Annotated in this window: 27 protein-coding genes and 1 pseudogene; 19 read left to right on the top strand and 9 right to left on the bottom strand. The window is 35.6% G+C overall.

The window, feature by feature from the left end; genetic code table 11:
• The first annotated feature begins 256 nt into the window (after nucleotides 1-256).
• The 4 genes from pdhA to lpdA all read left to right on the top strand — a co-directional run bounded on the left by pdhA (nucleotide 257) and on the right by lpdA (nucleotide 5,154).
• On the top strand, nucleotides 257-1,372 hold the full coding sequence (pdhA, locus tag ILS93_RS07625) for a pyruvate dehydrogenase E1 component subunit alpha (protein WP_000536893.1): 1,116 nt from the start codon (nucleotides 257-259) through the stop codon (nucleotides 1,370-1,372).
• 3 nt (nucleotides 1,373-1,375) lie between these two features.
• Nucleotides 1,376-2,353 carry a pyruvate dehydrogenase complex E1 component subunit beta gene (gene pdhB / locus ILS93_RS07620; protein WP_000068162.1) on the top strand — a complete coding sequence of 326 codons (978 nt, stop codon included), beginning with the start codon at nucleotides 1,376-1,378 and terminating at the stop codon, nucleotides 2,351-2,353.
• Nucleotides 2,354-2,446: 93 nt separating this feature from the next.
• The gene (pdhC, locus tag ILS93_RS07615) at nucleotides 2,447-3,736 is read left to right on the top strand and encodes a pyruvate dehydrogenase complex dihydrolipoyllysine-residue acetyltransferase (protein WP_064474943.1); all 1,290 of its coding nucleotides are present in this window, start codon (nucleotides 2,447-2,449) and stop codon (nucleotides 3,734-3,736) included.
• 5 nt (nucleotides 3,737-3,741) lie between these two features.
• A complete protein-coding gene (gene lpdA / locus ILS93_RS07610; protein ID WP_000260106.1) occupies nucleotides 3,742-5,154 on the top strand; it encodes a dihydrolipoyl dehydrogenase in 1,413 nt (470 codons plus the stop codon).
• A gap of 102 nt (nucleotides 5,155-5,256) precedes the next feature.
• On the opposite strand, the pseudogene ILS93_RS29080 reads toward lpdA, so the two are convergent.
• Both ILS93_RS29080 and ILS93_RS07605 read right to left on the bottom strand, forming a co-directional pair.
• A pseudogene (locus tag ILS93_RS29080) lies at nucleotides 5,257-5,466 on the bottom strand (hypothetical protein); the annotation flags it as partial.
• Nucleotides 5,467-5,563: 97 nt separating this feature from the next.
• Nucleotides 5,564-6,958, bottom strand: coding sequence for an MBOAT family O-acyltransferase (locus ILS93_RS07605; RefSeq protein ID WP_088047242.1), 1,395 nt, complete (start codon nucleotides 6,956-6,958; stop codon nucleotides 5,564-5,566).
• A gap of 249 nt (nucleotides 6,959-7,207) precedes the next feature.
• On the opposite strand from ILS93_RS07605, the gene ILS93_RS07600 reads away from it, so the two are divergent.
• A complete protein-coding gene (locus ILS93_RS07600) occupies nucleotides 7,208-7,435 on the top strand; it encodes a hypothetical protein (protein WP_064474945.1) in 228 nt (75 codons plus the stop codon).
• A gap of 1 nt (nucleotide 7,436) precedes the next feature.
• Here the strand turns inward: ILS93_RS07600 and ILS93_RS07595 are convergent, their stop codons facing one another.
• Nucleotides 7,437-7,829 (bottom strand): DUF1885 family protein, encoded by a 393-nt coding sequence (locus ILS93_RS07595; protein ID WP_098103102.1) that lies wholly within the window; start codon nucleotides 7,827-7,829, stop codon nucleotides 7,437-7,439.
• Between the two features lie 128 nt (nucleotides 7,830-7,957).
• Between ILS93_RS07595 and ILS93_RS07590 the strand changes: the two genes are divergently transcribed.
• From ILS93_RS07590 to ILS93_RS07575, 4 genes are all read left to right on the top strand, one after another.
• A complete protein-coding gene (locus tag ILS93_RS07590) occupies nucleotides 7,958-8,254 on the top strand; it encodes a DUF3055 domain-containing protein (protein WP_222660553.1) in 297 nt (98 codons plus the stop codon).
• Between the two features lie 195 nt (nucleotides 8,255-8,449).
• Entirely contained in the window at nucleotides 8,450-8,578 is a 129-nt protein-coding gene (locus tag ILS93_RS07585; protein WP_000536778.1) for a GapA-binding peptide SR1P, read from the top strand.
• Between the two features lie 59 nt (nucleotides 8,579-8,637).
• On the top strand, nucleotides 8,638-8,766 hold the full coding sequence (locus ILS93_RS07580) for a GapA-binding peptide SR1P (RefSeq protein WP_064474947.1): 129 nt from the start codon (nucleotides 8,638-8,640) through the stop codon (nucleotides 8,764-8,766).
• A 45-nt stretch (nucleotides 8,767-8,811) separates the two neighbouring features.
• On the top strand, nucleotides 8,812-8,940 hold the full coding sequence (locus ILS93_RS07575) for a GapA-binding peptide SR1P (RefSeq protein ID WP_088047244.1): 129 nt from the start codon (nucleotides 8,812-8,814) through the stop codon (nucleotides 8,938-8,940).
• Nucleotides 8,941-8,980: 40 nt separating this feature from the next.
• Here the strand turns inward: ILS93_RS07575 and ILS93_RS07570 are convergent, their stop codons facing one another.
• Nucleotides 8,981-9,811, bottom strand: a complete 831-nt coding sequence (locus ILS93_RS07570; protein ID WP_222660277.1) for a protein-glutamine gamma-glutamyltransferase — start codon at nucleotides 9,809-9,811, stop codon at nucleotides 8,981-8,983.
• 75 nt (nucleotides 9,812-9,886) lie between these two features.
• Nucleotides 9,887-11,359 (bottom strand): arginine decarboxylase, encoded by a 1,473-nt coding sequence (gene speA / locus ILS93_RS07565; RefSeq protein WP_142289348.1) that lies wholly within the window; start codon nucleotides 11,357-11,359, stop codon nucleotides 9,887-9,889.
• Between the two features lie 367 nt (nucleotides 11,360-11,726).
• Between speA and ILS93_RS07560 the strand changes: the two genes are divergently transcribed.
• Complete coding sequence (locus tag ILS93_RS07560; protein WP_000456565.1) at nucleotides 11,727-11,996, top strand: UPF0223 family protein; 270 nt, start codon at nucleotides 11,727-11,729, stop codon at nucleotides 11,994-11,996.
• An 80-nt stretch (nucleotides 11,997-12,076) separates the two neighbouring features.
• Here ILS93_RS07560 and ILS93_RS07555 read toward each other — a convergent pair whose 3' ends face one another.
• A complete protein-coding gene (locus ILS93_RS07555) occupies nucleotides 12,077-12,703 on the bottom strand; it encodes a YktB family protein (RefSeq protein WP_000175087.1) in 627 nt (208 codons plus the stop codon).
• 206 nt (nucleotides 12,704-12,909) lie between these two features.
• Here ILS93_RS07555 and ILS93_RS07550 point away from each other — a divergent pair, with 206 nt between their 5' ends.
• Both ILS93_RS07550 and ILS93_RS07545 read left to right on the top strand, forming a co-directional pair.
• Complete coding sequence (locus ILS93_RS07550) at nucleotides 12,910-13,098, top strand: hypothetical protein (RefSeq protein WP_001250166.1); 189 nt, start codon at nucleotides 12,910-12,912, stop codon at nucleotides 13,096-13,098.
• Nucleotides 13,099-13,186: 88 nt separating this feature from the next.
• On the top strand, nucleotides 13,187-13,978 hold the full coding sequence (locus ILS93_RS07545; RefSeq protein ID WP_064474949.1) for an inositol monophosphatase family protein: 792 nt from the start codon (nucleotides 13,187-13,189) through the stop codon (nucleotides 13,976-13,978).
• A 44-nt stretch (nucleotides 13,979-14,022) separates the two neighbouring features.
• Here ILS93_RS07545 and ILS93_RS07540 read toward each other — a convergent pair whose 3' ends face one another.
• On the bottom strand, nucleotides 14,023-14,202 hold the full coding sequence (locus ILS93_RS07540) for a DUF5325 family protein (RefSeq protein WP_000400129.1): 180 nt from the start codon (nucleotides 14,200-14,202) through the stop codon (nucleotides 14,023-14,025).
• Between the two features lie 140 nt (nucleotides 14,203-14,342).
• Here ILS93_RS07540 and typA point away from each other — a divergent pair, with 140 nt between their 5' ends.
• From typA to ILS93_RS07525, 3 genes are all read left to right on the top strand, one after another.
• Nucleotides 14,343-16,187, top strand: a complete 1,845-nt coding sequence (typA, locus tag ILS93_RS07535) for a translational GTPase TypA (protein WP_064474950.1) — start codon at nucleotides 14,343-14,345, stop codon at nucleotides 16,185-16,187.
• A 157-nt stretch (nucleotides 16,188-16,344) separates the two neighbouring features.
• Nucleotides 16,345-16,647, top strand: a complete 303-nt coding sequence (locus tag ILS93_RS07530) for a YlaH-like family protein (protein WP_000893656.1) — start codon at nucleotides 16,345-16,347, stop codon at nucleotides 16,645-16,647.
• Between the two features lie 14 nt (nucleotides 16,648-16,661).
• A complete protein-coding gene (locus ILS93_RS07525; RefSeq protein WP_046956451.1) occupies nucleotides 16,662-16,937 on the top strand; it encodes a hypothetical protein in 276 nt (91 codons plus the stop codon).
• Between the two features lie 35 nt (nucleotides 16,938-16,972).
• Here the strand turns inward: ILS93_RS07525 and ILS93_RS07520 are convergent, their stop codons facing one another.
• Nucleotides 16,973-17,173: a YlaI family protein gene (locus tag ILS93_RS07520; RefSeq protein WP_001995040.1), complete on the bottom strand. Its 201-nt coding sequence runs from the start codon at nucleotides 17,171-17,173 to the stop codon at nucleotides 16,973-16,975.
• Nucleotides 17,174-17,318: 145 nt separating this feature from the next.
• Between ILS93_RS07520 and ILS93_RS07515 the strand changes: the two genes are divergently transcribed.
• A complete protein-coding gene (locus tag ILS93_RS07515) occupies nucleotides 17,319-17,774 on the top strand; it encodes a PNPOx family protein (protein WP_000024571.1) in 456 nt (151 codons plus the stop codon).
• Between the two features lie 246 nt (nucleotides 17,775-18,020).
• Nucleotides 18,021-19,349, top strand: a complete 1,329-nt coding sequence (locus tag ILS93_RS07510; protein WP_000358079.1) for a PhoH family protein — start codon at nucleotides 18,021-18,023, stop codon at nucleotides 19,347-19,349.
• A 45-nt stretch (nucleotides 19,350-19,394) separates the two neighbouring features.
• Here ILS93_RS07510 and ILS93_RS07505 read toward each other — a convergent pair whose 3' ends face one another.
• Nucleotides 19,395-19,892 carry a hypothetical protein gene (locus ILS93_RS07505; protein ID WP_064474951.1) on the bottom strand — a complete coding sequence of 166 codons (498 nt, stop codon included), beginning with the start codon at nucleotides 19,890-19,892 and terminating at the stop codon, nucleotides 19,395-19,397.
• Between the two features lie 150 nt (nucleotides 19,893-20,042).
• Here ILS93_RS07505 and ILS93_RS07500 point away from each other — a divergent pair, with 150 nt between their 5' ends.
• Both ILS93_RS07500 and ILS93_RS07495 read left to right on the top strand, forming a co-directional pair.
• On the top strand, nucleotides 20,043-20,330 hold the full coding sequence (locus ILS93_RS07500) for an Fpa/YlaN family protein (protein ID WP_000135698.1): 288 nt from the start codon (nucleotides 20,043-20,045) through the stop codon (nucleotides 20,328-20,330).
• Between the two features lie 125 nt (nucleotides 20,331-20,455).
• Nucleotides 20,456-21,637, top strand: coding sequence for an FtsW/RodA/SpoVE family cell cycle protein (locus ILS93_RS07495; RefSeq protein WP_064474952.1), 1,182 nt, complete (start codon nucleotides 20,456-20,458; stop codon nucleotides 21,635-21,637).
• The last annotated feature ends 212 nt before the right edge of the window (nucleotides 21,638-21,849 follow it).

Below are 21,849 nucleotides of genomic sequence, written 5' to 3'. Positions count from 1 at the left end.
AGAAACCTGCAGATTATTTATAAAAAAACGTAACCAAAGTAATTGACATCGTAATTAGAATAGTTGTAAACTAAAAAACGTGATCAAGATTGTATTAATATGTTTCTGAAAAAACATTAGTACAGATTGTTAGGTACACAAAATTATTCTCAACCGACAGATAAATTTGTTGGTTTACATTGTTGCGTTTTCAGTCTAGCTAATAGATAGTGAAAGCGTTTCAGAATATGGTTCAAGAGAGGAAGAGGTGAACGGAATGGGTACTAAAACAAAAAAGACCCTATTTAATGTTGATGAGCAAATGAAAGCTATCGCAGCTCAATTTGAGACATTACAAATTTTAAATGAAAAAGGCGAAGTTGTGAATGAAGCAGCTATGCCTGAATTATCTGATGATCAATTAAAAGAATTGATGCGCCGTATGGTGTATACTCGCGTACTAGATCAACGTTCTATTTCTTTAAACCGTCAAGGACGTTTAGGTTTCTACGCACCAACAGCTGGACAAGAGGCTTCTCAATTAGCAAGTCATTTCGCACTTGAAGCAGAAGATTTCATCTTACCAGGATATCGTGATGTGCCACAATTAGTATGGCACGGTTTACCATTATACCAAGCATTCTTATTCTCTCGTGGACATTTCATGGGTAACCAAATGCCTGAGAATGTAAATGCACTTGCTCCACAAATCATTATCGGTGCGCAAATCATCCAAACTGCTGGTGTTGCGTTAGGTATGAAACTACGTGGTAAAAAATCTGTTGCAATTACTTACACTGGTGACGGTGGTGCTTCACAAGGTGACTTCTACGAAGGTATGAACTTTGCGGGTGCATTCAAAGCTCCAGCAATCTTCGTTGTACAAAACAACCGTTATGCAATCTCTACTCCAGTAGAAAAGCAATCTGCAGCTAAAACTGTAGCACAAAAAGCAGTAGCAGCAGGTATTTACGGAATTCAAGTAGACGGTATGGATCCATTAGCTGTATACGCAGCAACTGCTTTCGCTCGTGAGCGTGCAGTAAACGGCGAAGGCCCTACTTTAATCGAGACTTTAACATTCCGTTATGGTCCACATACAATGGCTGGTGATGACCCAACTCGTTACCGTACAAAAGATATTGAGAACGAATGGGAACAAAAAGATCCAATCGTACGCTTCCGTGCATTCTTAGAAAACAAAGGCCTATGGTCTCAAGAAGTTGAAGAGAAAGTAATCGAAGAAGCAAAAGAAGATATCAAACAAGCAATTGCTAAGGCTGACCAAGCTCCAAAACAAAAAGTTACTGATTTAATGGAAATCATGTACGAAAAAATGCCTTACAACTTAGCTGAACAATATGAAATTTACAAAGAAAAGGAGTCGAAGTAAGCCATGGCTCAAATGACAATGATTCAAGCAATCACTGATGCTTTACGCGTTGAAATGAAAAATGACCCTAACGTACTTGTGTTTGGTGAAGACGTTGGTGTAAACGGCGGTGTATTCCGTGCTACTGAAGGTTTACAAGCTGAATTCGGTGAAGATCGTGTAATGGATACTCCACTTGCAGAGTCTGGTATTGGTGGACTTGCAGTTGGACTTGCATTAGAAGGCTTCCGTCCAGTTCCAGAAATCCAATTCTTCGGTTTCATTTATGAAGTAATGGATTCAGTTTCTGGTCAATTAGCTCGTATGCGTTACCGTTCTGGTGGACGTTGGACTGCTCCAGTAACAATTCGTTCTCCATTCGGTGGCGGTGTTCATACTCCTGAACTACATGCTGATAGCTTAGAAGGATTAGTGGCTCAACAACCTGGTCTAAAAGTTGTTATTCCATCTACTCCATACGATGCAAAAGGTCTTTTAATCTCTGCGATTCGTGACAACGATCCAGTTATCTACTTAGAGCATATGAAATTGTACCGTTCATTCCGTCAAGATGTACCAGAAGGCGATTACACAATTGATTTAGGTAAAGCTGATATCAAACGTGAAGGTACAGATGTATCTGTTATCGCTTACGGTGCTATGGTTCATGCTGCATTAAAAGCTGCTGAAGAACTTGAAAAAGAAGGTATCTCTTTAGAAGTAGTTGACTTACGTACAGTTCAACCATTAGATATCGAAACAATCATCGCTTCTGTTGAAAAAACAGGCCGCGTAGTTGTAGTTCAAGAAGCACAAAAACAAGCTGGTATTGCAGCTAACGTTGTAGCGGAAATTAACGACCGTGCAATCTTAAACTTAGAAGCTCCAGTTGTACGTGTTGCAGCTGCTGATACAGTATTCCCATTCTCTCAAGCTGAGAGCGTATGGTTACCAAACCATAAAGATATTGTTGAAGCTGTTAACAAAGTAATGAACTTCTAATTTTTAGCTTTTCATGTGCAAAAGAAATCAGCACATGCTGGTTTCTTTTGTACATATTCCATAATAATGAAATGAATCAGGGGGCTGAATTCCGTGGCATTTGAATTTAAACTACCAGATATCGGTGAAGGTATCCACGAAGGTGAAATCGTAAAATGGTTTATTAAACCAGGCGATGAAGTAAACGAAGACGATGTACTTCTTGAAGTACAAAATGATAAAGCAGTAGTAGAAATCCCTTCTCCTGTTAAAGGTAAAGTACTTGAAGTACTTGTAGAAGAAGGAACAGTTGCAATTGTAGGAGATACATTAATTAAATTTGATGCTCCTGGATACGAAAACCTTAAATTTAAAGGTGACGATCATGATGAAGCTCCAAAAGCTGAAGAAGCAGCAGTAGAAGCTCCAGCAGCGGAAGCTACTCCAGCAGCAACTGCAGAAGTAGTAAATGAGCGCGTAATCGCTATGCCATCTGTTCGTAAATATGCTCGTGAAAACGGCGTAGACATTCATAAAGTAGCTGGTTCTGGTAAGAACGGCCGTATCGTAAAAGCTGACATCGATGCATTTGCAAATGGTGGACAAGCAGTAGCAGCAACTGAGGCTCCAGCAGCAGTAGAAGCTACTCCAGCAGCAGCGAAAGAAGAAGCACCAAAAGCACAACCAATCCCAGCTGGTGAATATCCAGAAACTCGTGAGAAAATGAGTGGTATCCGTAAAGCGATTGCAAAAGCAATGGTTAACTCTAAACATACAGCTCCTCACGTAACATTAATGGATGAAGTAGATGTAACAGAACTTGTTGCTCACCGTAAGAAGTTCAAAGCTGTTGCAGCTGACAAAGGTATTAAATTAACTTACCTTCCATACGTTGTTAAAGCTTTAACATCTGCATTACGTGAATTCCCAATGTTGAATACTGCTTTAGACGATGCTTCTCAAGAAATCGTTCATAAACATTACTTCAACATCGGTATCGCAGCTGATACAGACAAAGGTCTATTAGTACCAGTTGTTAAAGATACAGATCGTAAATCAATCTTCACTATTTCTAACGAGATCAATGATCTTGCTGGTAAAGCACGTGAAGGTCGTTTAGCTCCAGCTGAAATGAAAGGTGCTTCTTGCACAATTACAAACATTGGTTCTGCAGGTGGACAATGGTTCACTCCAGTTATCAACCACCCAGAAGTAGCAATCCTTGGTATCGGCCGTATCGCTGAGAAGCCAGTTGTGAAAAACGGTGAAATCGTTGCAGCTCCAGTATTAGCATTATCTCTAAGCTTTGACCATCGTTTAATTGACGGCGCAACTGCTCAAAAAGCATTAAACCAAATTAAACGTCTATTGAATGACCCACAATTATTAGTAATGGAGGCGTAATAACAATGGTAGTAGGAGATTTCCCAATTGAATTAGATACAGTCGTTGTTGGTGCAGGTCCTGGTGGATACGTTGCGGCAATTCGTGCAGCACAATTAGGTCAAAAGGTAGCAATTATCGAAAAAGCTAACCTTGGTGGCGTATGCTTAAACGTTGGATGTATTCCTTCAAAAGCGTTAATCAATGCAGGTCATCGTTATGAGAATGCAATGCATTCTGATGACATGGGTATCACTGCAGAGAACGTAAAAGTTGACTTTACAAAAGTTCAAGAATGGAAAAACGGCGTAGTTAAGAAATTAACTGGCGGTGTTGAAGGCCTTCTTAAAGGTAACAAAGTTGAAATCATTCGCGGTGAAGCTTACTTCGTAGATGCTAATACATTACGCGTAATGACTGAAGATGCAGCACAAACGTATACGTTTAAAAATGCTGTTCTTGCAACTGGTTCTACACCAATCGAAATTCCAGGATTCAAATACTCTAAACGTGTTATCAACTCTACAGGTGCTTTAAGCTTACCTGAAATTCCTAAAAAACTTGTTGTAATCGGCGGCGGTTACATCGGTATGGAATTAGGAACTGCATATGCTAACTTCGGTACAGAAGTTACTGTAGTAGAAGCTGGCGACGAAATCTTAGCTGGTTTCGAAAAAGCTATGAGCTCTGTTGTTAAACGTGCTCTTCAAAAGAAAGGTAACGTAAATATCCATACAAAAGCTATGGCTAAAGGCGTTGAAGAAACAGAAACTGGCGTAAAAGTTAGCTTTGAAGTTAAAGGTGAAATCCAAACTGTAGAAGCTGATTACGTATTAGTAACTGTAGGTCGTCGTCCAAACACTCAAGAAATTGGTCTTGAGCAAGTTGGAGTTAAAATGACTGACCGCGGCATCATCGAAATCGATGAGCAATGTCGTACAAACGTATCAAACATCTATGCAATCGGTGATATCGTTCCTGGACCACCATTAGCTCACAAAGCTTCTTACGAAGGTAAAGTAGCTGTTGAAGCAATTAGTGGCCATGCATCAGCAATCGATTACATCGGAATTCCTGCAGTATGCTTCACTGATCCAGAATTAGCATCTGTTGGTTACACTAAGAAACAAGCTGAAGAAGCAGGAATGACAGTAGCTGTATCTAAGTTCCCATTCGCTGCTAACGGTCGTGCATTATCATTAAACAGCACTGACGGTTTCCTACAACTTGTAACACGTAAAGAAGATGGTCTTCTTGTAGGTGCTCAAGTTGCAGGTGCAGGCGCTTCTGATATTATCTCTGAGATTGGTTTAGCTATCGAAGCTGGAATGACAGCAGAAGATATCGCTCAAACAATCCACGCTCACCCAACATTAGGTGAGATCACGATGGAAGCAGCTGAAGTTGCTCTTGGAATGCCAATTCACATTGTAAAATAATTATAAAAAAACGTCTTCTAAATTTAGAAGACGTTTTTTTTCGTGTGTTATATGCATAGAAAAACAAGAGGTGAATTTTGTTGATTCACCTCTTGTTTTGTATTCTTTGTTTTCAAATTGATACATTTCTTTATTTGTACTAGTGTCATTATAAAGGAATAATACGATATCAGCATTTAGTTTTTCGAGGTCTTGCCTTACATTTTTACTTGCCGCAAATCGTGGATCAATAAATGTTGTTTATTCAAACTCTTGTGCAAATAAAGGATAAGCTGTATTTGCATAAGAATCTTTAATAATGACAGCATGTAGTGTGTTCGTATGCATAAAATGCACCTTTCATATTCCAATGGTAATCGGTCTTCTAATTGTTCATGAGTAAATGCCTTGTTAGTCCTCCAGCCCTCCTTTAGAAGCGGAAGTAAATAAATGGATTGTAAGTTGCATTCGTTAAATACATCATAGTTATGATTAAAACACTCAAGTAATAAAGTGGAGATAAAATTACTACCTTTTTATTTGCTAATGGATTCTTGATCCAAGAGAAAATTGGAGCTGATGTAATAATAGCAAGTATAAAGATTCCCCAATAATTCATCACATAGAAATAACTAGTAATGTCAGTCAACGATCCATTTAATCCGAACATTGTTTGTAAAAATTTAGAACAGTAGCTAAAATTATCAGCGCGGAAGAACACCCAACCAATAATTACTAAAAACATAACGTATATGTGTTGAATCGGCCACCATAATTTTTGTAATATTTTTTCGAAACCAGCCTTTTCTAAAGCAATTAAACATCCGTAATAAATACCCCATATCATAAATGTCCAACTAGCTCCATGCCAAAATCCAGTTAATGCCCATACGATAAATAGATTTCGATAGTTTTTCCAAGGAGATACTCGATTTCCGCCTAGTGGAATATAAACATAATCACGGAACCATGAACCAAGTGAAATGTGCCAGCGACGCCAAAATTCAGAGATGGATTTTGAAATATATGGATAATTGAAGTTTTCTAAGAAATCAAATCCGAACATTTTTCCTAATCCAATTGCCATATCACTGTAACCTGAAAAATCGAAATAAATTTGTAATGTATAAGCAATTGCACCAATCCAAGCGGTTGATACGCTCATCGTTGCTGGATCCATTGCAAATATTTCATCGGCAATAGCTCCTAGTTGATTCGCAATTAAAACCTTTTTTCCTAATCCAATGATAAAACGACGAATTCCTTCTGAAAACTTATCAGCATTAACTGTTCTAACATGTAATTGAAAAGCGATTGTATTATATCGAACAATTGGTCCTGCTACTAATTGCGGGAAAATAGTAAAATATAGTGCAAGATCAAATAGATTTCGCTGAGCTTCTACTTTTCTCTTAAAAATATCGATAATATAACTCATTGCATGGAAAGTGAAAAATGAAATCCCAATGGGCAAAGGAATTTTTTCGAGTACAATGTTTGTATGAAAAATCCCGTTTATATTATCCACTAAGAAATTAGCGTATTTAAAATATCCTAGTATAGCAGTATTGACAACAATTGCTATAGTAAGAATAAGTTTTCTATTTGCACTAGATAGTCGGTCTTTATTAAGCCATATTCCGAACCAATAGTTGATGAAAATAGAGAAAAGCATTAGGAAGACATATATTGGTTCTCCCCAAGCATAAAATAATAAACTAAATAATAAAAGAACGATGTTTTGTAATTCTTTCCGTACTGAGTAGTATACGAAAAGAATTGCAGGTAAAAAAAGACATAAAAAAAATAAATTGCTAAATACCATGTATTATTAATTCCTTTCTATATTTTCTTCTTAAGGAGTATACCATGCGATAAATGAATAATCTGTCTTATGGGCGATATGAGCGAATTTATTGTTAAGAACGAGGGATATTCGTATGTGAATAGTTGGGGAATTAAAAAAACAGGAAAAATTCAACAGTGGATTAGGTGAAATTTGGAGAAGTCTACTTTCAAAATACTAAGAGGGAAGAGTTGAAGCATATAATAGAAAGGATAAGGAGGTAACGCTATGAAAATTACGCTAGCTTCATTTTTTCATCTAGTTTTGTGGAGTGGATTTTCAGCAGTGTTATTACTGTCAAGTCGGGATAAACTGCATTATAAAATTTTTCTTTTTCTTATATTTTTGTACTTAGCGTATGTGATAGCATATGTCATACTAAGTGCAAGGAGGAAAGCAATACTTCTTACTTGCACAAATAGTATGATCTTTCTAATCGTTTATTTTTGTTTTTAAATTAACGTTTATAGAAATACATTGTTCTTCCATTAAATAATTGTAACTCTCCTTCTAATTTCTTCGCTAGAAAACGGCAAAATTCATTTGCTTTTCCTTTATCACCAAATGTTGCATTAGGTGGTAAAGAAATCTGAATAAAAGATTGTTCCTTTTCTATACCAACACCAACATAAATGGAGTCATATCGATCGTGAGTAGATTGTAGTTTTAATGTTGTTGCTGATGTATCTAAAATTTCATAAGGAAAAGCGGTATTTGTATAAGCGTAATTAATTTGAACACCAGTTTTGGAAGTAACTGTTTGATAGTAATGAAAAAGTTGTTTTATATCATCTATTGAAACAGATTGTTGATTGGATTTAGGTACAAGCGTAATAAAGGCATGTTGCATATAAGATCCCCCTAACCTTAGTAGAATACTAACATTCTACATGATACTGAATTTTTTGACAATTAAAAGGAGTATTCCTTTTTTTGTTTAATATACTAATGAAAGGTGATGGAGAAAGGTGGAAACCGATGTTTGAAAAATTGTATGATGAACATGAAAGTGTGAAGGTACGATTTTTGGGTTTTATGACACATGATACTCGTTATGATTTTGGTGTTATTTATACAAATATGTTTTTTGGAAAGCCACTCATTGTTTGCATGCAAACAGGAAGGTCTACTTTACTTGGGCGAGATGATGTAGAGAATGTTCAACATATACAGGGGATTTTTAAATTAGGATCAGAAGAGGAAGCGGCAGAGTTAGCTCAGTTTTTCAAGTTTTTAGTCCCACCTACTTCTTTGCATGCGGAATATGAAGAATAATTAATGTAAAACAGTCGTACGTATAAATATGGCTGTTTTTTTGTTTGAATATCGCATACTAATTAAAATTAAAAATATTTAATGTGTTATACTAAAAACCTATTGACGTAAAAAGTATAACATATTAAAATAAAGACAGAAAGTTAAGCGGTTACAAAAAGTTTTTGGGATTATAAACTTAGGGGGAAATGAAAAATGGGAACGATCGTATGTCAAGATTGTGAAGGTACAATTGCACACTTCGAGGATGAAAAAGTAACGGTACTTTACGGGAAATGTGGATCTTGCGGATGTGATCACACAGAGCATACAAAAGCCCAATAATTGATAGGAAATGGACAGCTAAAAGTTTTTAGGACCATAAACTTAGGGGGAAATAAAAAATGGGAACAATTGTATGCCAAGTATGTGAAGGAACAATCGGTCATTTTGAAGATGAAAAAACGACAGTGCTTTACGGAAAATGTGGTACAAATTGTGAATGTGCTAATAGAGATAAGGCGAAAGCTTAATTATAAATAAGTAGATTATTATTAAAACTCAGGGGGAAATGAAAAATGGGAACAATCGTATGCCAAGTATGTGAAGGAACAATCGGACATTTTGAAGATGAAAAATCAACAGTACTATACGGGAAATGTGGATCTCATTGCGAATGTGGCCATAAAGAACATACAAAAGCTTAAATAAAAAAAAGCGCCTACATATACATATGTAGGCGCTTTTTTAATAAATTGTAGTTGTATGACCAACTGTTGCAACGATTGCATCATCTCTAATCGGAATAAACCCTATCGATGTCTGTGGAGTGCTAGGAGAAGCGTAGTGGCTCATAAGACGGCTATCAATACGGGTAATAGTATCGGTCAAGAAAGCTGAAATAAAAGCGTAAGGGACTCGTCGTTCATTTAATGAGTATATAATTTCCTCTTTGGTTTTTACACCTACGCCATGTCCGTAAAAAAAGAAATTTCCTAGATAGATTGCATTTTCTCCTTGCCACTCGATCGTAGCTGGATTCACTTGTGGATTTTTAAAATAAACGAGATCACCTGGAACAAAATCACCACCCGTTTTTGTTATGAGCTTTAAATCTTGATCGTAGTCCCATGTATAAAGTAAAAGGTTTGCAAAGAGACGGTTGAAAGTTTCTTCCTCATATAATGATCGTAAAGCTTTGTAAAAAATAATAATCATAGCGGTGGCACATTCAGTTCCATATAGTTTTCCGTTTTTGAAAATATCTTGTATGGCAATGGAAGGGGGTATGTTTGGTAGTAGCTCGAATCCTCCAAGTGACGTTCTTTTCCAATACTGGGGGTTGCAAAAGGATTGTTGAAATGTGCGAAACTGAAATCCACTTTGAAAAAGTTCTAATGCAGAAGTAATAATATTCACTCGCAAATTTAGATCAAAGCTGAGTTCATCAGATGTTCGGAAGGAATAAATTTCTTGATTTCCTGCCATTATCGATAAAATTTGTTGTTTCTCAGCTGCAAATGGCTCGTATTCATTTGTGATATAAGGATGTACAATAGAACGGCCTATTACAATCATAATCGTATCCCCACCTATACGTTACATTACTTAATATCGTATGAGAAAAGGGTAAAATGGTGAAAGAAAAGCCTATCAACTGATAGGCTTGTACTCTTTAATCACACGTAATGTTTGTAATGTCATATCTTCAGGACCTTGTACAGGTAAACCCGCTTCTAAGTTTTTACGAATATACTCTAAGTTATCTTGTGTAATAATTTCCCCCGGAGTAAAGATTGGAATCCCTGGCGGATAAACCATAACGAAATCAGCTATAATACGACCTGCTGCATTTTCAAACGGAATGACTTCTGTTTCCGAATAAAAAGCATCTCGAGGAGAAAGTGCTAGCACTGGTATTTCTGGAATTTCTACTTGTATTTGAACACCTTTATCGGCTTTATTTCTAAATGTTGCTGCTAAATCTTGTAATGCTGCAATAAGTGTATTTGTCTCACTTTCTGTATCCCCAAAAGTGACAAGACATAGTATGTTGTATAAATCCGAGAGTTCTACTTCAATGTTATATTGCTCTCTAAGCCATACTTCAGCCTGATGGCCTGTAATACCTAAATCTTTTACAGATACAATTATCTTTGTAGGATCGTAGTTAAAAGTAGCATCTGTACCTAGCATTTCTTTCCCAGGACAGTAAAGATCCTCAACAGCATTAATAGCATCACGAACTTGTTCCGCTAATTGTATTGTTTGTTCTATGAGTGCTGTTCCTTCTGTAGCAAGACGTTTTCTAGCAACATCTAGGGATGCTAACAAGATGTAAGAAGTTGATGTAGTCGTAAGCATGCTAATAATAGATTGAACATGTTTAACGTTCACAAGGCCTTCCTTCACGTTAAGAATAGAACTTTGCGTTAAAGATCCTCCTAATTTGTGAACACTTGTTGCTGCCATATCTGCACCGGCTTGCATCGCTGACATCGGCAATTCATCGTGAAAATGAATATGAACACCATGAGCCTCATCAACTAGTACAGGGATATCATAAGAATGCGCTAATTGGACAATCTGTTCTAAGTCCGCAGCAAAGCCAAAGTATGTTGGATTAATAACAAGTAAGCCTTTCGCATCTGAATGCTCTTCAAGTGCCTTTTTGACAGATTGAATTGTGATTCCGTGTGAAATACCAAGTTTTGGATCGATTTCAGGATGCATGAAAATCGGTTTTGCACCTGAGAAAATAATAGCTGACATTACTGATTTATGCACGTTTCGTGGCACTAGGATTTTGTCACCAGGACCGCACACGCTCATCACCATTGTCATTATTGCACCACTTGTACCTTGAATAGAAAAGAAAGTATGATCTGCACCAAATGCAGAGGCTGCTAAATCTTGTGCTTCTTTAATCATACCTTTTGGATGATGTAAATCATCGAGCGGCGCAATATTAATTAAATCAATTGCTAATGCATTATGCCCAATAAATTCGCGAAATGTAGGATCCATGCCCTGACCTTTTTTGTGACCAGGAATATGGAATTGAATTGGATTTCGCTTACTGTGCTCAACTAAAGCGGTAAACAATGGTGTTTCGTATTGGGACAATCTATACACCCCTTCTTTTTCATAATATTTATTAGAGTTTGTTTTATATAATCTTGTTCTAAAAAAGTTAAGTGCTTTTTAGAATGAGACTTGTTTTTCTGCCAATCACAAAAGCATTTTTGAGATGGTAGGTTCACTTTATTTTCTATAAAACAAAAGCATTATATCACCAATAATTATAGATGTATAGAAAAAAATATTTTTACAGTGAGTATGTTAAATAGTTATTTCCAATTAACTTATAGAGGAAGACAATTCCATCACAATGAATAAATAGTGTATAATGCAAAGTGGCTATAGTGAAGAAGAAAAAAATCCCTTTAAGATAGCATATTGAAATAAGAAGAAATGATAAATGAGGTGCGAAATGGAATATCAATATCCGTTAGATTATGATTGGTCAAATGAGGAAATGGTTGTAATTGTGAAGTTTTATGAAGCAATTGAGAAAGCATACGAAAAAGGAATTATAAGAGAAGAATTAATGGGATTATATCGTCGTTTTAAAGAGATTGTTCCATCTAAAGCAGAAGAGAAGAAAATTGATAAAGAGTTTCAAGAAGTAAGTGGATATTCTATATACCGTGCGATTCAAAGGGCGAAAGAAACTGAAGAACAAAAGCTTGTGAAAATGTAAAAATATTTTGAAAAATGAAAACTGAAGTGATATAATGTGATAACAACTAAAAACGGACAATATAAATTGTCCGTTTTCTACTATCGATTACAAAGTGCATATAAAGGAAGGAGTGATTGCATCGTAGATTCAATCTTAGCAAGGAATTGTTCGTTGGTCATTGCTGAAAACTCCTCTGGTGATATATGAATACCAACTAATAATTCTGCTTTTTTCACAGTAGCTAGACGTTCAATCATCTTTTGTAAGTCTTCTGTTTCAAGTGTTTTATGTAATTTTACACTTGGTTTAGTATGGTCAATGGACCAAACGAAGTCATTTGGAATATTTGTTTTTAAATCATTTAAATGTTCTAAGAAGGCGTGAGCCGTCTCCACTTTTTGTGGACACTCATAGATTAAACCAAAGTATATGAAGGCATGAGTACCCCATAATCCAATTTGGAAATGTGGCAGCATTTTATAACCGCGTTTATTTGTTGAAAAAGCAACCCAAGTATCGTTTGGTGGATTGACTTTGCGGCGTGCATGTTTTGCTACATGATAAAAAAAGTTCTCATCAGTTTGTTTGGATAAATACGTTGCAAACTGTTCCCCTAAAGCTTCCAGCTTAGGATGAATGTTCGTTTTAATTGCACTCATTCGTTCTTCGAGACCATCAACTGTAAAGACCTCAAAATCAGTTGACTTGAATGTTTGTAGTGTCATGATTGTTCCTCCAACTCCTATTTTGCTTTTATTTTAGCATAGCTTGTACTATTCATAAAAAAAACAGCACAAAAAAAATTAAATAAAAAAATATAATTTTGTTGCATAGATGATTTATCCAACATAGTATAGTATAAAACAAAAAATCAGAAAATTGAATCAATTACAGTCCGAGGGCAGACGAATATTGGGAGGAGGCAAATAATATGAGACAGGTGATTAATGCGTTAAAGAGAACAGATGCTGAAAAGAGAATACCGGTGCTACGTTTGGAGCTAGATTATGAATTAGCAACTTTATATGATGCGATGATGGAGAATGATAAACTGAAAAAAGAAGAGTGTGTACAAAAGTTAGAAGTGTTAAGACTTGAAATGATTCGTTTAGAAGCGTAATAATAGTATATGTATAAAAAATTAGTTGGTGCGAACCTTATAAAGGGTTCGTTTTTTCTGTGAACAGTATAGATCGGAGTGTTTAAACATGCAAGAAGTATGGAAAGACATCGATGCACACGCCAAACAGTGGATTCGAGATGCAGGAGAGTTTTTAATGGCATCAATGGAAAAAGCACTTATTATAGAAACGAAATCCAATGCAGCTGATTTAGTAACAAATATGGACCGAGAAATAGAACAGTTTTTAATTGGGAAAATTAAAGAAACATTCCCGAACCATAATATTTTAGGAGAAGAAGGTTATGGAGATGAGGTAACTTCTTCTGATGGGGTTGTTTGGTTAATTGATCCAATTGATGGCACGATGAACTTTGTTCATCAAAAAAGAAATTTTGCAATTTCAATTGGAATTTATGAGAACGGTATCGGAAAGGTTGGACTCATTTATGACCCAGTTCATGATGAATTATACCATGCGGTAAAGGGAGCCGGAGCATTTTGTAATGAAGTACCAATACCTTTATTGGAAGAAGGAACTGTAGAGCAAGGTATTGTAGCATTAAATGCGATATGGCTTACCGACAATCCATTGCTTAATAAGGAAAGTATGATGGCACTGGTTAAGAAAGCAAGAGGCACGAGATCATATGGCTGTGCAGCGTTAGAGATGGTATACGTTGCAACAGGAAGAATAGATGCATATGTAACGCCGAGATTATCACCATGGGATTTTGGTGGGGGACAGATAATTGTAGAGGAAGTTGGAGGCAAGGTGACAACTTTTTCTGGATCTCCGCTTTCTATCGTAGAGAAGAGCAGCGTATTAGTTGCAAAACCAGGAGTGTATGAAGAGTTGTTACGATTTATAGCGGAGTAACAAAAAAAGTAAGAGGCTGTATAAGCGCTTCTTACTTTTTGACGTTATTGCGATTTACGCATTTTTCTTTTTGTTACAAAACCGTATCCAACTGTAACAAATGTGCCGATAATGCAAATAATAATACCGATGGGACTATTTTCAGCAACCATAATGCCGATACCGATTAAGAAAATAACACCGATAATTGCAGTTAATAAAAAGCGATATTGAATGTGTTCCATTTCTTCACCCTCCAATCTCATTTTACTTTCACAAAAGTAAGAATACAACTATATTTTCATTCTTGATTTTATTTTGATTGCCATTGTATCCCCTTCGCTCTTATAATAGAGAAGGATTAAAAAGACATTAGGAGTTGGACATGTTGAAAAAACGACAAGATTTACGAAATATAGCAATTATTGCCCACGTTGACCATGGTAAAACAACACTTGTTGACCAGTTATTACGTCAAGCGGGGACGTTCCGTGCGAATGAACATATTGAAGAACGCGCAATGGACTCAAACGATCTAGAAAGAGAACGTGGTATTACAATTTTAGCGAAGAATACTGCGATTCACTATGAAGATAAAAGAATTAACATTTTAGATACACCTGGTCACGCTGACTTCGGTGGAGAAGTAGAACGTATCATGAAAATGGTTGATGGTGTTCTACTTGTTGTTGATGCATATGAAGGTTGTATGCCACAAACACGATTTGTTTTAAAGAAAGCTCTTGAGCAAAATTTAACTCCAATCGTTGTTGTAAACAAAATTGACCGTGACTTCGCTCGCCCTGATGAAGTAGTTGATGAAGTAGTTGACTTATTCATCGAACTTGGTGCAAACGAAGATCAATTAGAGTTCCCAGTTGTATTTGCATCAGCAATGAACGGAACAGCAAGCTTAGATTCAAATCCAGCAAATCAAGAAGAGAATATGAAATCATTGTTTGACACAATTATTGAACATATTCCAGCACCAGTTGATAACAGCGAAGAGCCACTTCAATTCCAAGTAGCACTTCTTGATTACAATGACTATGTTGGTCGTATCGGGGTTGGACGCGTATTCCGTGGTACAATGAAAGTAGGACAACAAGTTGCATTAATGAAAGTTGATGGAACTGTAAAACAATTCCGTGTAACGAAATTATTTGGTTACATTGGATTAAAACGTCAAGAAATTGAAGAAGCAAAAGCTGGAGATTTAGTAGCTGTTTCAGGTATGGAAGACATTAACGTAGGTGAAACGGTATGTCCGGTTGAGCATGAAGAGGCTTTACCATTATTACGTATTGATGAGCCAACACTACAAATGACATTCCTTGTAAATAACAGCCCATTTGCAGGTCGTGAAGGTAAATTCATTACATCTCGTAAAATTGAAGAGCGTCTTCGTTCACAATTAGAAACAGATGTAAGTTTACGTGTAGATAATACAGATTCTCCTGATGCGTGGATCGTATCTGGACGCGGGGAATTACATTTATCTATCCTAATTGAAAACATGCGTCGTGAAGGTTATGAACTACAAGTATCTAAGCCTGAAGTAATTATTAAAGAAGTTGATGGCGTAAGATGTGAGCCTGTAGAGCGCGTGCAAATCGATGTACCTGAAGAATACACTGGTTCTATTATGGAATCTATGGGTGCACGTAAAGGTGAAATGTTAGATATGGTGAATAACGGAAACGGTCAAGTTCGCCTTACTTTCATGGTTCCAGCACGTGGTTTAATTGGTTACACAACAGAATTCTTAACATTAACTCGTGGTTACGGTATTTTAAACCATACATTCGATTGCTACCAACCAGTACATGCTGGACAAGTGGGTGGACGTCGTCAAGGTGTTCTAGTTTCACTTGAAGCAGGAAAAGCATCACAATACGGTATTATGCAAGTTGAAGACCGTGGTGTAATCTTCGTTGAACCAGGTACAGAAGTATATGCTGGTATGATCGTTGGAGAACACACTCGTGAGAATGACTTAACAGTTAACGTTGTAAAAATGAAACAACAAACTAATATTCGTTCTGCGACGAAAGATCAAACTTCAACAATGAAAAAACCACGCTTAATGACTTTAGAAGAGTCATTAGAGTACTTAAACGATGACGAGTTCTGTGAAGTAACTCCAGAATCGATTCGTCTACGTAAAAAGATTCTTGATAAGAGCGAGCGCGAAAGAGCTGCTAAGAAAAAGAAATCTGTAGAAGCGTAAAATAATAGAACAGCTACCTTTGAGGGGTAGCTGTTTTTTTATTGTATTTATTTTTGGAATATTTACTCTTTTTTTGTGGACAGTATTTTTTTTGCAGGTTACTCTTGTATTAAGTACATAAATAAAATTTGTTTCTTGTGAGAAAGGGGGATGAATGATGTTAGAAAGAATGTCGTTTTTTGCGAAATTATGTAAAGTTGATGAAAATCCGGAACTAGGGATGTGGTTGCTGTATGGCATCATTATTATATTAAGTGCACTTGTGTATAATTTAGGTTTTGCAAGAAAACTATCAATAATAAAAAATATAGTGATATATATATCGTTAGCGATTGGATGTACAGTTTTAACTTTCTTTGCAGTTTTTTTACCTGTTGGAGAGGGCCTTGTTGTAGCGGCAATTGTACTTGGGATTTATAGGTTGCGTTTACGTCAAGCGAGACAACAAAAAGCAGGGTGAGGGGGCAAATTTTTATGCGTTCAGTACAAGATGCGTTATATAATTGGTTAACAATTAAAACAGTTGCCGAAGCACGTCCAGATGATCGTGCTGCACAAGAAACGTATTTGTTATTTGAAAATATGATATATGAAGAACATAAATTAAAGAATGTGGAAGTTAAAAAGAATGAAGAAATGTATTTGATTACATATGAAATGAATGGAGAAAGAAAATCTGCAAGGTTTCCGTTAGAAGCTATTGATTGTTTTTTGGATCAAATGAATCGTGAACCTGAAAAATATAAATAAGTCCTTATCTAAATGATTAAGGACTTATTTACATTTTACCAATCGTCTTCGACTTTTTTATCACGGTATAATCGGAAATTACCACTTGCATGACGTTCCATTGTACGTTCTGCAATTCGTTCCGAACATTCCATGCACATATATGTATGAATAGGGCGGTTACGTAGTTTTTTTGCCATAGGATTTTCATCATCTAACATATCTTTTTTATCACAAATCATACACTTGACTCTCATTTCGTCACCTCAATACGAATTCTATCAGTATAAGTATATCATGGAAGTGTAATATTTTTGAATAATAGCGGGAAAAAATAATATTTTCGCAATTCGAAAAATAAGTTATGATAAGGATATAGTAAGTATATTTGGAGGTGGAAATATGGCGAATGTAGTAGATCCTACATTAACAGATGATTTAGTACAAACGTTACGTAAAGAATGTATTGTTATGGTAGCAACAACAGACTTCGAAAAACAAGTTCCTAACGTAAGTGCTATTTCTTGGGTGTATGCAGTGAGTAAAACTAGTATTCGATTTGCAGTAGATCAACGTTCACGTATTGTGGAAAATATACGGCATAGTACTGGGCTAGTATTGACTATAATGGCGAATGAATCCGTATTTTCCATAAGTGGTGCAGGTGAAATTTTGACTGATAGAATGGAAGGTATTCCTCTAAAATTAACTGTAATAGAAGTAAATGTACAAGAAGTACGTGATGTTATGTTTTATGGAGCGAAGCTTGCAACTGAGCCAACCTATGAAAAAACATATGATATTCGCGCAGCGAAAAAGCTGGATAACCAAGTGTTAGTAGGAATAAAAGAATTATAAATGTGATAAATAAGAAAATAAGTTATTAACTTTGGTAATCAGTTATTGTGATTTTATGTTAATAATTATAATTAAAAGTAATATATTGAATAGAAATGAATAAAAAATAAATAAAAGGTTTCATGGTTATGAATTTCGATTCTACCTCGTTTATACGGTACATATAATTATAACAATGGTTCGTCCATATTTTATGGATGAAACCCTTGTTCTACAAATTTAAAAGTGGAGTCAGGGGGTAACAGGTTGGATAAAATTTATGTGTTAGATACGAATGTACTTTTGCAGGATCCTTTATCTATTTTTTCATTTGAAACAAATGAAGTAGTGATTCCAGCAGTTGTATTAGAAGAGGTTGATTCGAAAAAACGTTATATGGATGAAGTAGGACGAAACGCTCGTTATGTATCTAAGTTAATAGACAAATTTCGTGAAATAGGAAAGCTGCATGAAAGTATTCCGTTAGAAAACGGCGGTACATTTCGTATTGAATTAAATCATCGTTCATTTGTTCAACTACAAGATATTTTTGTAGAAAAAACAAATGATAATCGAATTTTAGCTGTAGCAAAAAATCTATCTTTAGAAGAACAAGAAAAAGAGGACGGGAAGTCTGTTATTTTAGTAAGTAAAGACGTGCTCGTAAGGGTAAAAGCTGATGCAATTGGTTTGAAGGCGGAAGATTATTTAAGTGATCGTGTAATTGAAGTAGATAATATATATTCAGGATTTTTAGAAGGGTATATATCAAAAGAGCAATTAGATTATTTTTATGAAAAAGGTGAATTGCCTTTATCCGAAATTGCAAATCACCCTTTTTATCCAAATCAGTTTGTAGTAATGAAAGATGCATTAGGGGGATCTAGTTCAGCACTTGGCATTGTGGATCATTTAGGTAAGAAGGTAAAGAAACTTATTTTTCACAATGAACAAGTATGGGGGATACGACCACGAAATGTGCAGCAAATTATGGGGTTAGAATTGTTGCTTCGTGAAGATATTCCGCTAGTAACGTTAACGGGGAAAGCTGGTACAGGAAAAACATTACTCGCGTTGGCTTCAGGACTCATGCAAACGGAAGATTTAGGACTATATAAAAAACTACTCGTTGCAAGGCCAATTGTTCCAGTCGGAAAAGATATCGGTTATTTACCAGGAGAAAAAGAAGAAAAGTTAAGACCATGGATGCAACCGATTTTTGATAATCTAGAGTACTTATTTAATACGAAAAAGCCAGGAGAGTTAGATGCTATTTTAGCTGGAATGGGTTCGATTGAAGTAGAGGCCCTTACCTATATACGTGGGAGAAGTATTCCAGATCAGTTCATTATAATTGATGAAGCACAAAATTTAACGAAGCATGAAGTGAAAACGATATTAACAAGGGTAGGAGAAAAAAGTAAAATTGTATTAATGGGAGATCCTCAGCAAATTGATCACCCGTATTTGGATGAATATAATAATGGTTTAACATATGTTGTAGAGAAGTTTAAAGAGCAACGTATTAGTGGTCATGTAAAGTTTGTTAAAGGGGAGCGGTCTAATTTAGCTCAACTAGCAGCAGATTTATTATAAAAGGAGTGAGCTGAGGCTCACTCCTTTTTCTTCTAAGTATACACTTTAAATAATTGTAAATTTACGGATGTTACGGATTGGATTTTGTCTATTAGATCCATCATTGTAATATAGATGAACAGGTCCATCCTCTTTTAATGGCTTTCCTTCTTTTGAAAAACCAAGAATAGCATTTTTGACAGTTTCTAATGGAAGTATTATTGTTTGATCTACTGTTTCAATTTCGACTTGCGTAGCGTCCTCTGAAATTTCGGCGTTAGCAAGAAATGGATGAAATGGTATACCGAACGTTCCAGTAATTAGTTGTTCTTTTTTATATTTCTTTACACTTTGTTGTATCGGTGGAAACGCAGCACCATCACGGATTTCACGATCCCAATGCTCTGAAGTGTTTTTTAAATAAGCTTCTAGTTCTGAAGTGTTTTCTCTTGTTTCATCAAAGTAAGTTGTCAAATCTACTTTTCGATCATCAAAGATCCAAACAGTTGGATCGATAGTGATTGGAAAACGAACTTTTCCATTAATAAATAAAATTTCGCTCATTGTTGTTCCCCCATTTGTGTTATACTCCCACTTTTCAGTATAATAGCATTAGACACGGTTGTCACAAAAAATGTTTCTATTGCAATTTACTAAAACTATCGCTAATATTAATAGATAGGAGAGAGTAGGACGGAAACGGAGGGAATCAATTTGGCGTCTGAGACAGTATCAAATCATCAGGAAAAGGCACTAGCCCTTCTACAAGCGGATGCGGAGAAGATTTTAAGACTTATTAAGGTGCAAATGGACAATCTTACAATGCCGCAATGTCCATTATATGAAGAAGTGTTAGACACACAAATGTTTGGACTATCCCGCGAGGTCGATTTTGCAGTTCGCCTTGGTCTTATTGCAGAAGAACAAGGGAAAGCAATGTTAGGAGAGCTTGAACGTGAGTTATCTGCACTTCATGAAGCATTTACAAACAAACAACAATAACGGGTTCAAATAAGGGGGCTCAAACTGAAATAGTTTGGGCTTTTTATTTGTATAATAAAGCAGGAAGAATCAATGTACATATGGAATACAACAATAATTAAATTGAAACAGAAAGAGGAAATGAAATGAAAAGAGTATGGAAATCAATGGATTATTCATTATTACTTCCTCTTGTTATCTTATGTGTGTTGGGAGTTATAATGGTATATAGTTCTAGTTCCATTGTCGCGATTTCGTCGAGATATAACTGGCCGGCAAATTACTTTTTTAAAAAACAATTAGTTGCTCTTGCTATTGGAACGGTAATACTAGTGATTGTTGCTGTAATTCCTTACAAATTTTGGAGGAAAAAAATAGTTCTTACAGCGATGGGATTAGGGAGTCTGGGCTTACTAACAGCAGCTTTCCTTTTCGGTAAGGTAATCAATGGTGCAAAAGGATGGATACTAGGTATACAACCAGCTGAGTTTGTAAAAATAGCAGTTATTATTACGCTAGCAAGTTTTTTTGCTAAGAAACAAGAGAGGCAAACCCCTTTTTTCCAAGGGATCATACCTCCTATATTTGTTGTCGGTGGATCGATGGTATTAATTTTATTACAAAATGACTTAGGGACCGACATATTAATAGGTGGAACAGTGTTAATTATGTTCTTCTGTTCAGGAGTTAATGTTAACTTGTGGATTAAAAGATTTTTATTAACATCTGTCTTGTGGATTCCGGCGTTGTATTTTATCGGAAACTATAAATTAAGTCTATACCAAAAAGCTCGATTTTCAGTTTTTCTTGATCCATTTAACGATCCTCAAAATGATGGATTCCAATTAGTTAATTCTTTTATTGGAATTGCCTCAGGCGGGTTAAATGGTAGAGGATTAGGGAATAGTATACAAAAGTATGGCTACTTACCAGAGCCACAAACGGATTTTATTATGGCAATTATATCTGAAGAACTAGGTTTTATAGGTGTAGCTATCATTTTAATCTGTTTATTACTTATTATCATTCGTTCGTTTAGAGTGGCACAAAAGTGTAAAAATCCATTTGGAAGTTTAATTGCAATCGGAATTGCAAGTTTAATTGGGATACAAACTTTTGTTAATGTTGGTGGTATGTCTGGGTTAATACCACTTACAGGAGTACCGTTACCGTTTATTAGTTATGGTGGTAGTTCTTTATTGGCTAATCTAATCTCAATGGGTATATTATTAAATGTTGCTAGTCATGTAAAACGACAAGAGAAACAACAAAATGAGATAATGAAAGAAAGAGAGCAAGATGGACCGCATCTTGTTGTAGTAAAATAAAAAACACATTGTACTCTAAAGTACAATGTGTTTTTTATTTTCAAGAAACATTAAATATGACGTATTAATTGATAATTATATTAAAAAATATATCACATTTGATTAAATGTGATATACAATTAAGTTGTTAGAAAAGGAAGAGGTATGCTATACTGTTTTTGTGAAACAAATTGATCAGAAAACTTATCATTTGTTAAAAAATAAGGTATGAT

It is taken from the genome of Bacillus sp. 16GRE42 (assembly GCF_019837435.1).
GTDB classification, from domain to species: domain Bacteria; phylum Bacillota; class Bacilli; order Bacillales; family Bacillaceae_G; genus Bacillus_A; species Bacillus_A wiedmannii.
The sequence above is the reverse complement of the archived record's forward strand: the minus strand, read 5'-3'. Positions and strand labels throughout refer to the sequence as shown.

What these genes read in the sequence shown, in the direction of transcription:
- pdhA (WP_000536893.1), top strand. Translation starts at nt 257, where the DNA reads ATGGGTACTAAAACAAAAAAGACCCTATTTAATGTTGATGAGCAAATG.
- pdhB (WP_000068162.1), top strand. Translation starts at nt 1,376, where the DNA reads ATGGCTCAAATGACAATGATTCAAGCAATCACTGATGCTTTACGCGTT.
- lpdA (WP_000260106.1), top strand. Translation starts at nt 3,742, where the DNA reads ATGGTAGTAGGAGATTTCCCAATTGAATTAGATACAGTCGTTGTTGGT.
- ILS93_RS07605 (WP_088047242.1), bottom strand. Translation starts at nt 6,958, where the DNA reads ATGGTATTTAGCAATTTATTTTTTTTATGTCTTTTTTTACCTGCAATT.
- ILS93_RS07600 (WP_064474945.1), top strand. Translation starts at nt 7,208, where the DNA reads ATGAAAATTACGCTAGCTTCATTTTTTCATCTAGTTTTGTGGAGTGGA.
- ILS93_RS07595 (WP_098103102.1), bottom strand. Translation starts at nt 7,829, where the DNA reads ATGCAACATGCCTTTATTACGCTTGTACCTAAATCCAATCAACAATCT.
- ILS93_RS07590 (WP_222660553.1), top strand. Translation starts at nt 7,958, where the DNA reads ATGTTTGAAAAATTGTATGATGAACATGAAAGTGTGAAGGTACGATTT.
- ILS93_RS07585 (WP_000536778.1), top strand. Translation starts at nt 8,450, where the DNA reads ATGGGAACGATCGTATGTCAAGATTGTGAAGGTACAATTGCACACTTC.
- ILS93_RS07580 (WP_064474947.1), top strand. Translation starts at nt 8,638, where the DNA reads ATGGGAACAATTGTATGCCAAGTATGTGAAGGAACAATCGGTCATTTT.
- ILS93_RS07575 (WP_088047244.1), top strand. Translation starts at nt 8,812, where the DNA reads ATGGGAACAATCGTATGCCAAGTATGTGAAGGAACAATCGGACATTTT.
- ILS93_RS07570 (WP_222660277.1), bottom strand. Translation starts at nt 9,811, where the DNA reads ATGATTGTAATAGGCCGTTCTATTGTACATCCTTATATCACAAATGAA.
- ILS93_RS07560 (WP_000456565.1), top strand. Translation starts at nt 11,727, where the DNA reads ATGGAATATCAATATCCGTTAGATTATGATTGGTCAAATGAGGAAATG.
- ILS93_RS07555 (WP_000175087.1), bottom strand. Translation starts at nt 12,703, where the DNA reads ATGACACTACAAACATTCAAGTCAACTGATTTTGAGGTCTTTACAGTT.
- ILS93_RS07550 (WP_001250166.1), top strand. Translation starts at nt 12,910, where the DNA reads ATGAGACAGGTGATTAATGCGTTAAAGAGAACAGATGCTGAAAAGAGA.
- ILS93_RS07545 (WP_064474949.1), top strand. Translation starts at nt 13,187, where the DNA reads ATGCAAGAAGTATGGAAAGACATCGATGCACACGCCAAACAGTGGATT.
- ILS93_RS07540 (WP_000400129.1), bottom strand. Translation starts at nt 14,202, where the DNA reads ATGGAACACATTCAATATCGCTTTTTATTAACTGCAATTATCGGTGTT.
- typA (WP_064474950.1), top strand. Translation starts at nt 14,343, where the DNA reads ATGTTGAAAAAACGACAAGATTTACGAAATATAGCAATTATTGCCCAC.
- ILS93_RS07530 (WP_000893656.1), top strand. Translation starts at nt 16,345, where the DNA reads ATGTTAGAAAGAATGTCGTTTTTTGCGAAATTATGTAAAGTTGATGAA.
- ILS93_RS07525 (WP_046956451.1), top strand. Translation starts at nt 16,662, where the DNA reads ATGCGTTCAGTACAAGATGCGTTATATAATTGGTTAACAATTAAAACA.
- ILS93_RS07520 (WP_001995040.1), bottom strand. Translation starts at nt 17,173, where the DNA reads ATGAGAGTCAAGTGTATGATTTGTGATAAAAAAGATATGTTAGATGAT.
- ILS93_RS07515 (WP_000024571.1), top strand. Translation starts at nt 17,319, where the DNA reads ATGGCGAATGTAGTAGATCCTACATTAACAGATGATTTAGTACAAACG.
- ILS93_RS07505 (WP_064474951.1), bottom strand. Translation starts at nt 19,892, where the DNA reads ATGAGCGAAATTTTATTTATTAATGGAAAAGTTCGTTTTCCAATCACT.
- ILS93_RS07495 (WP_064474952.1), top strand. Translation starts at nt 20,456, where the DNA reads ATGAAAAGAGTATGGAAATCAATGGATTATTCATTATTACTTCCTCTT.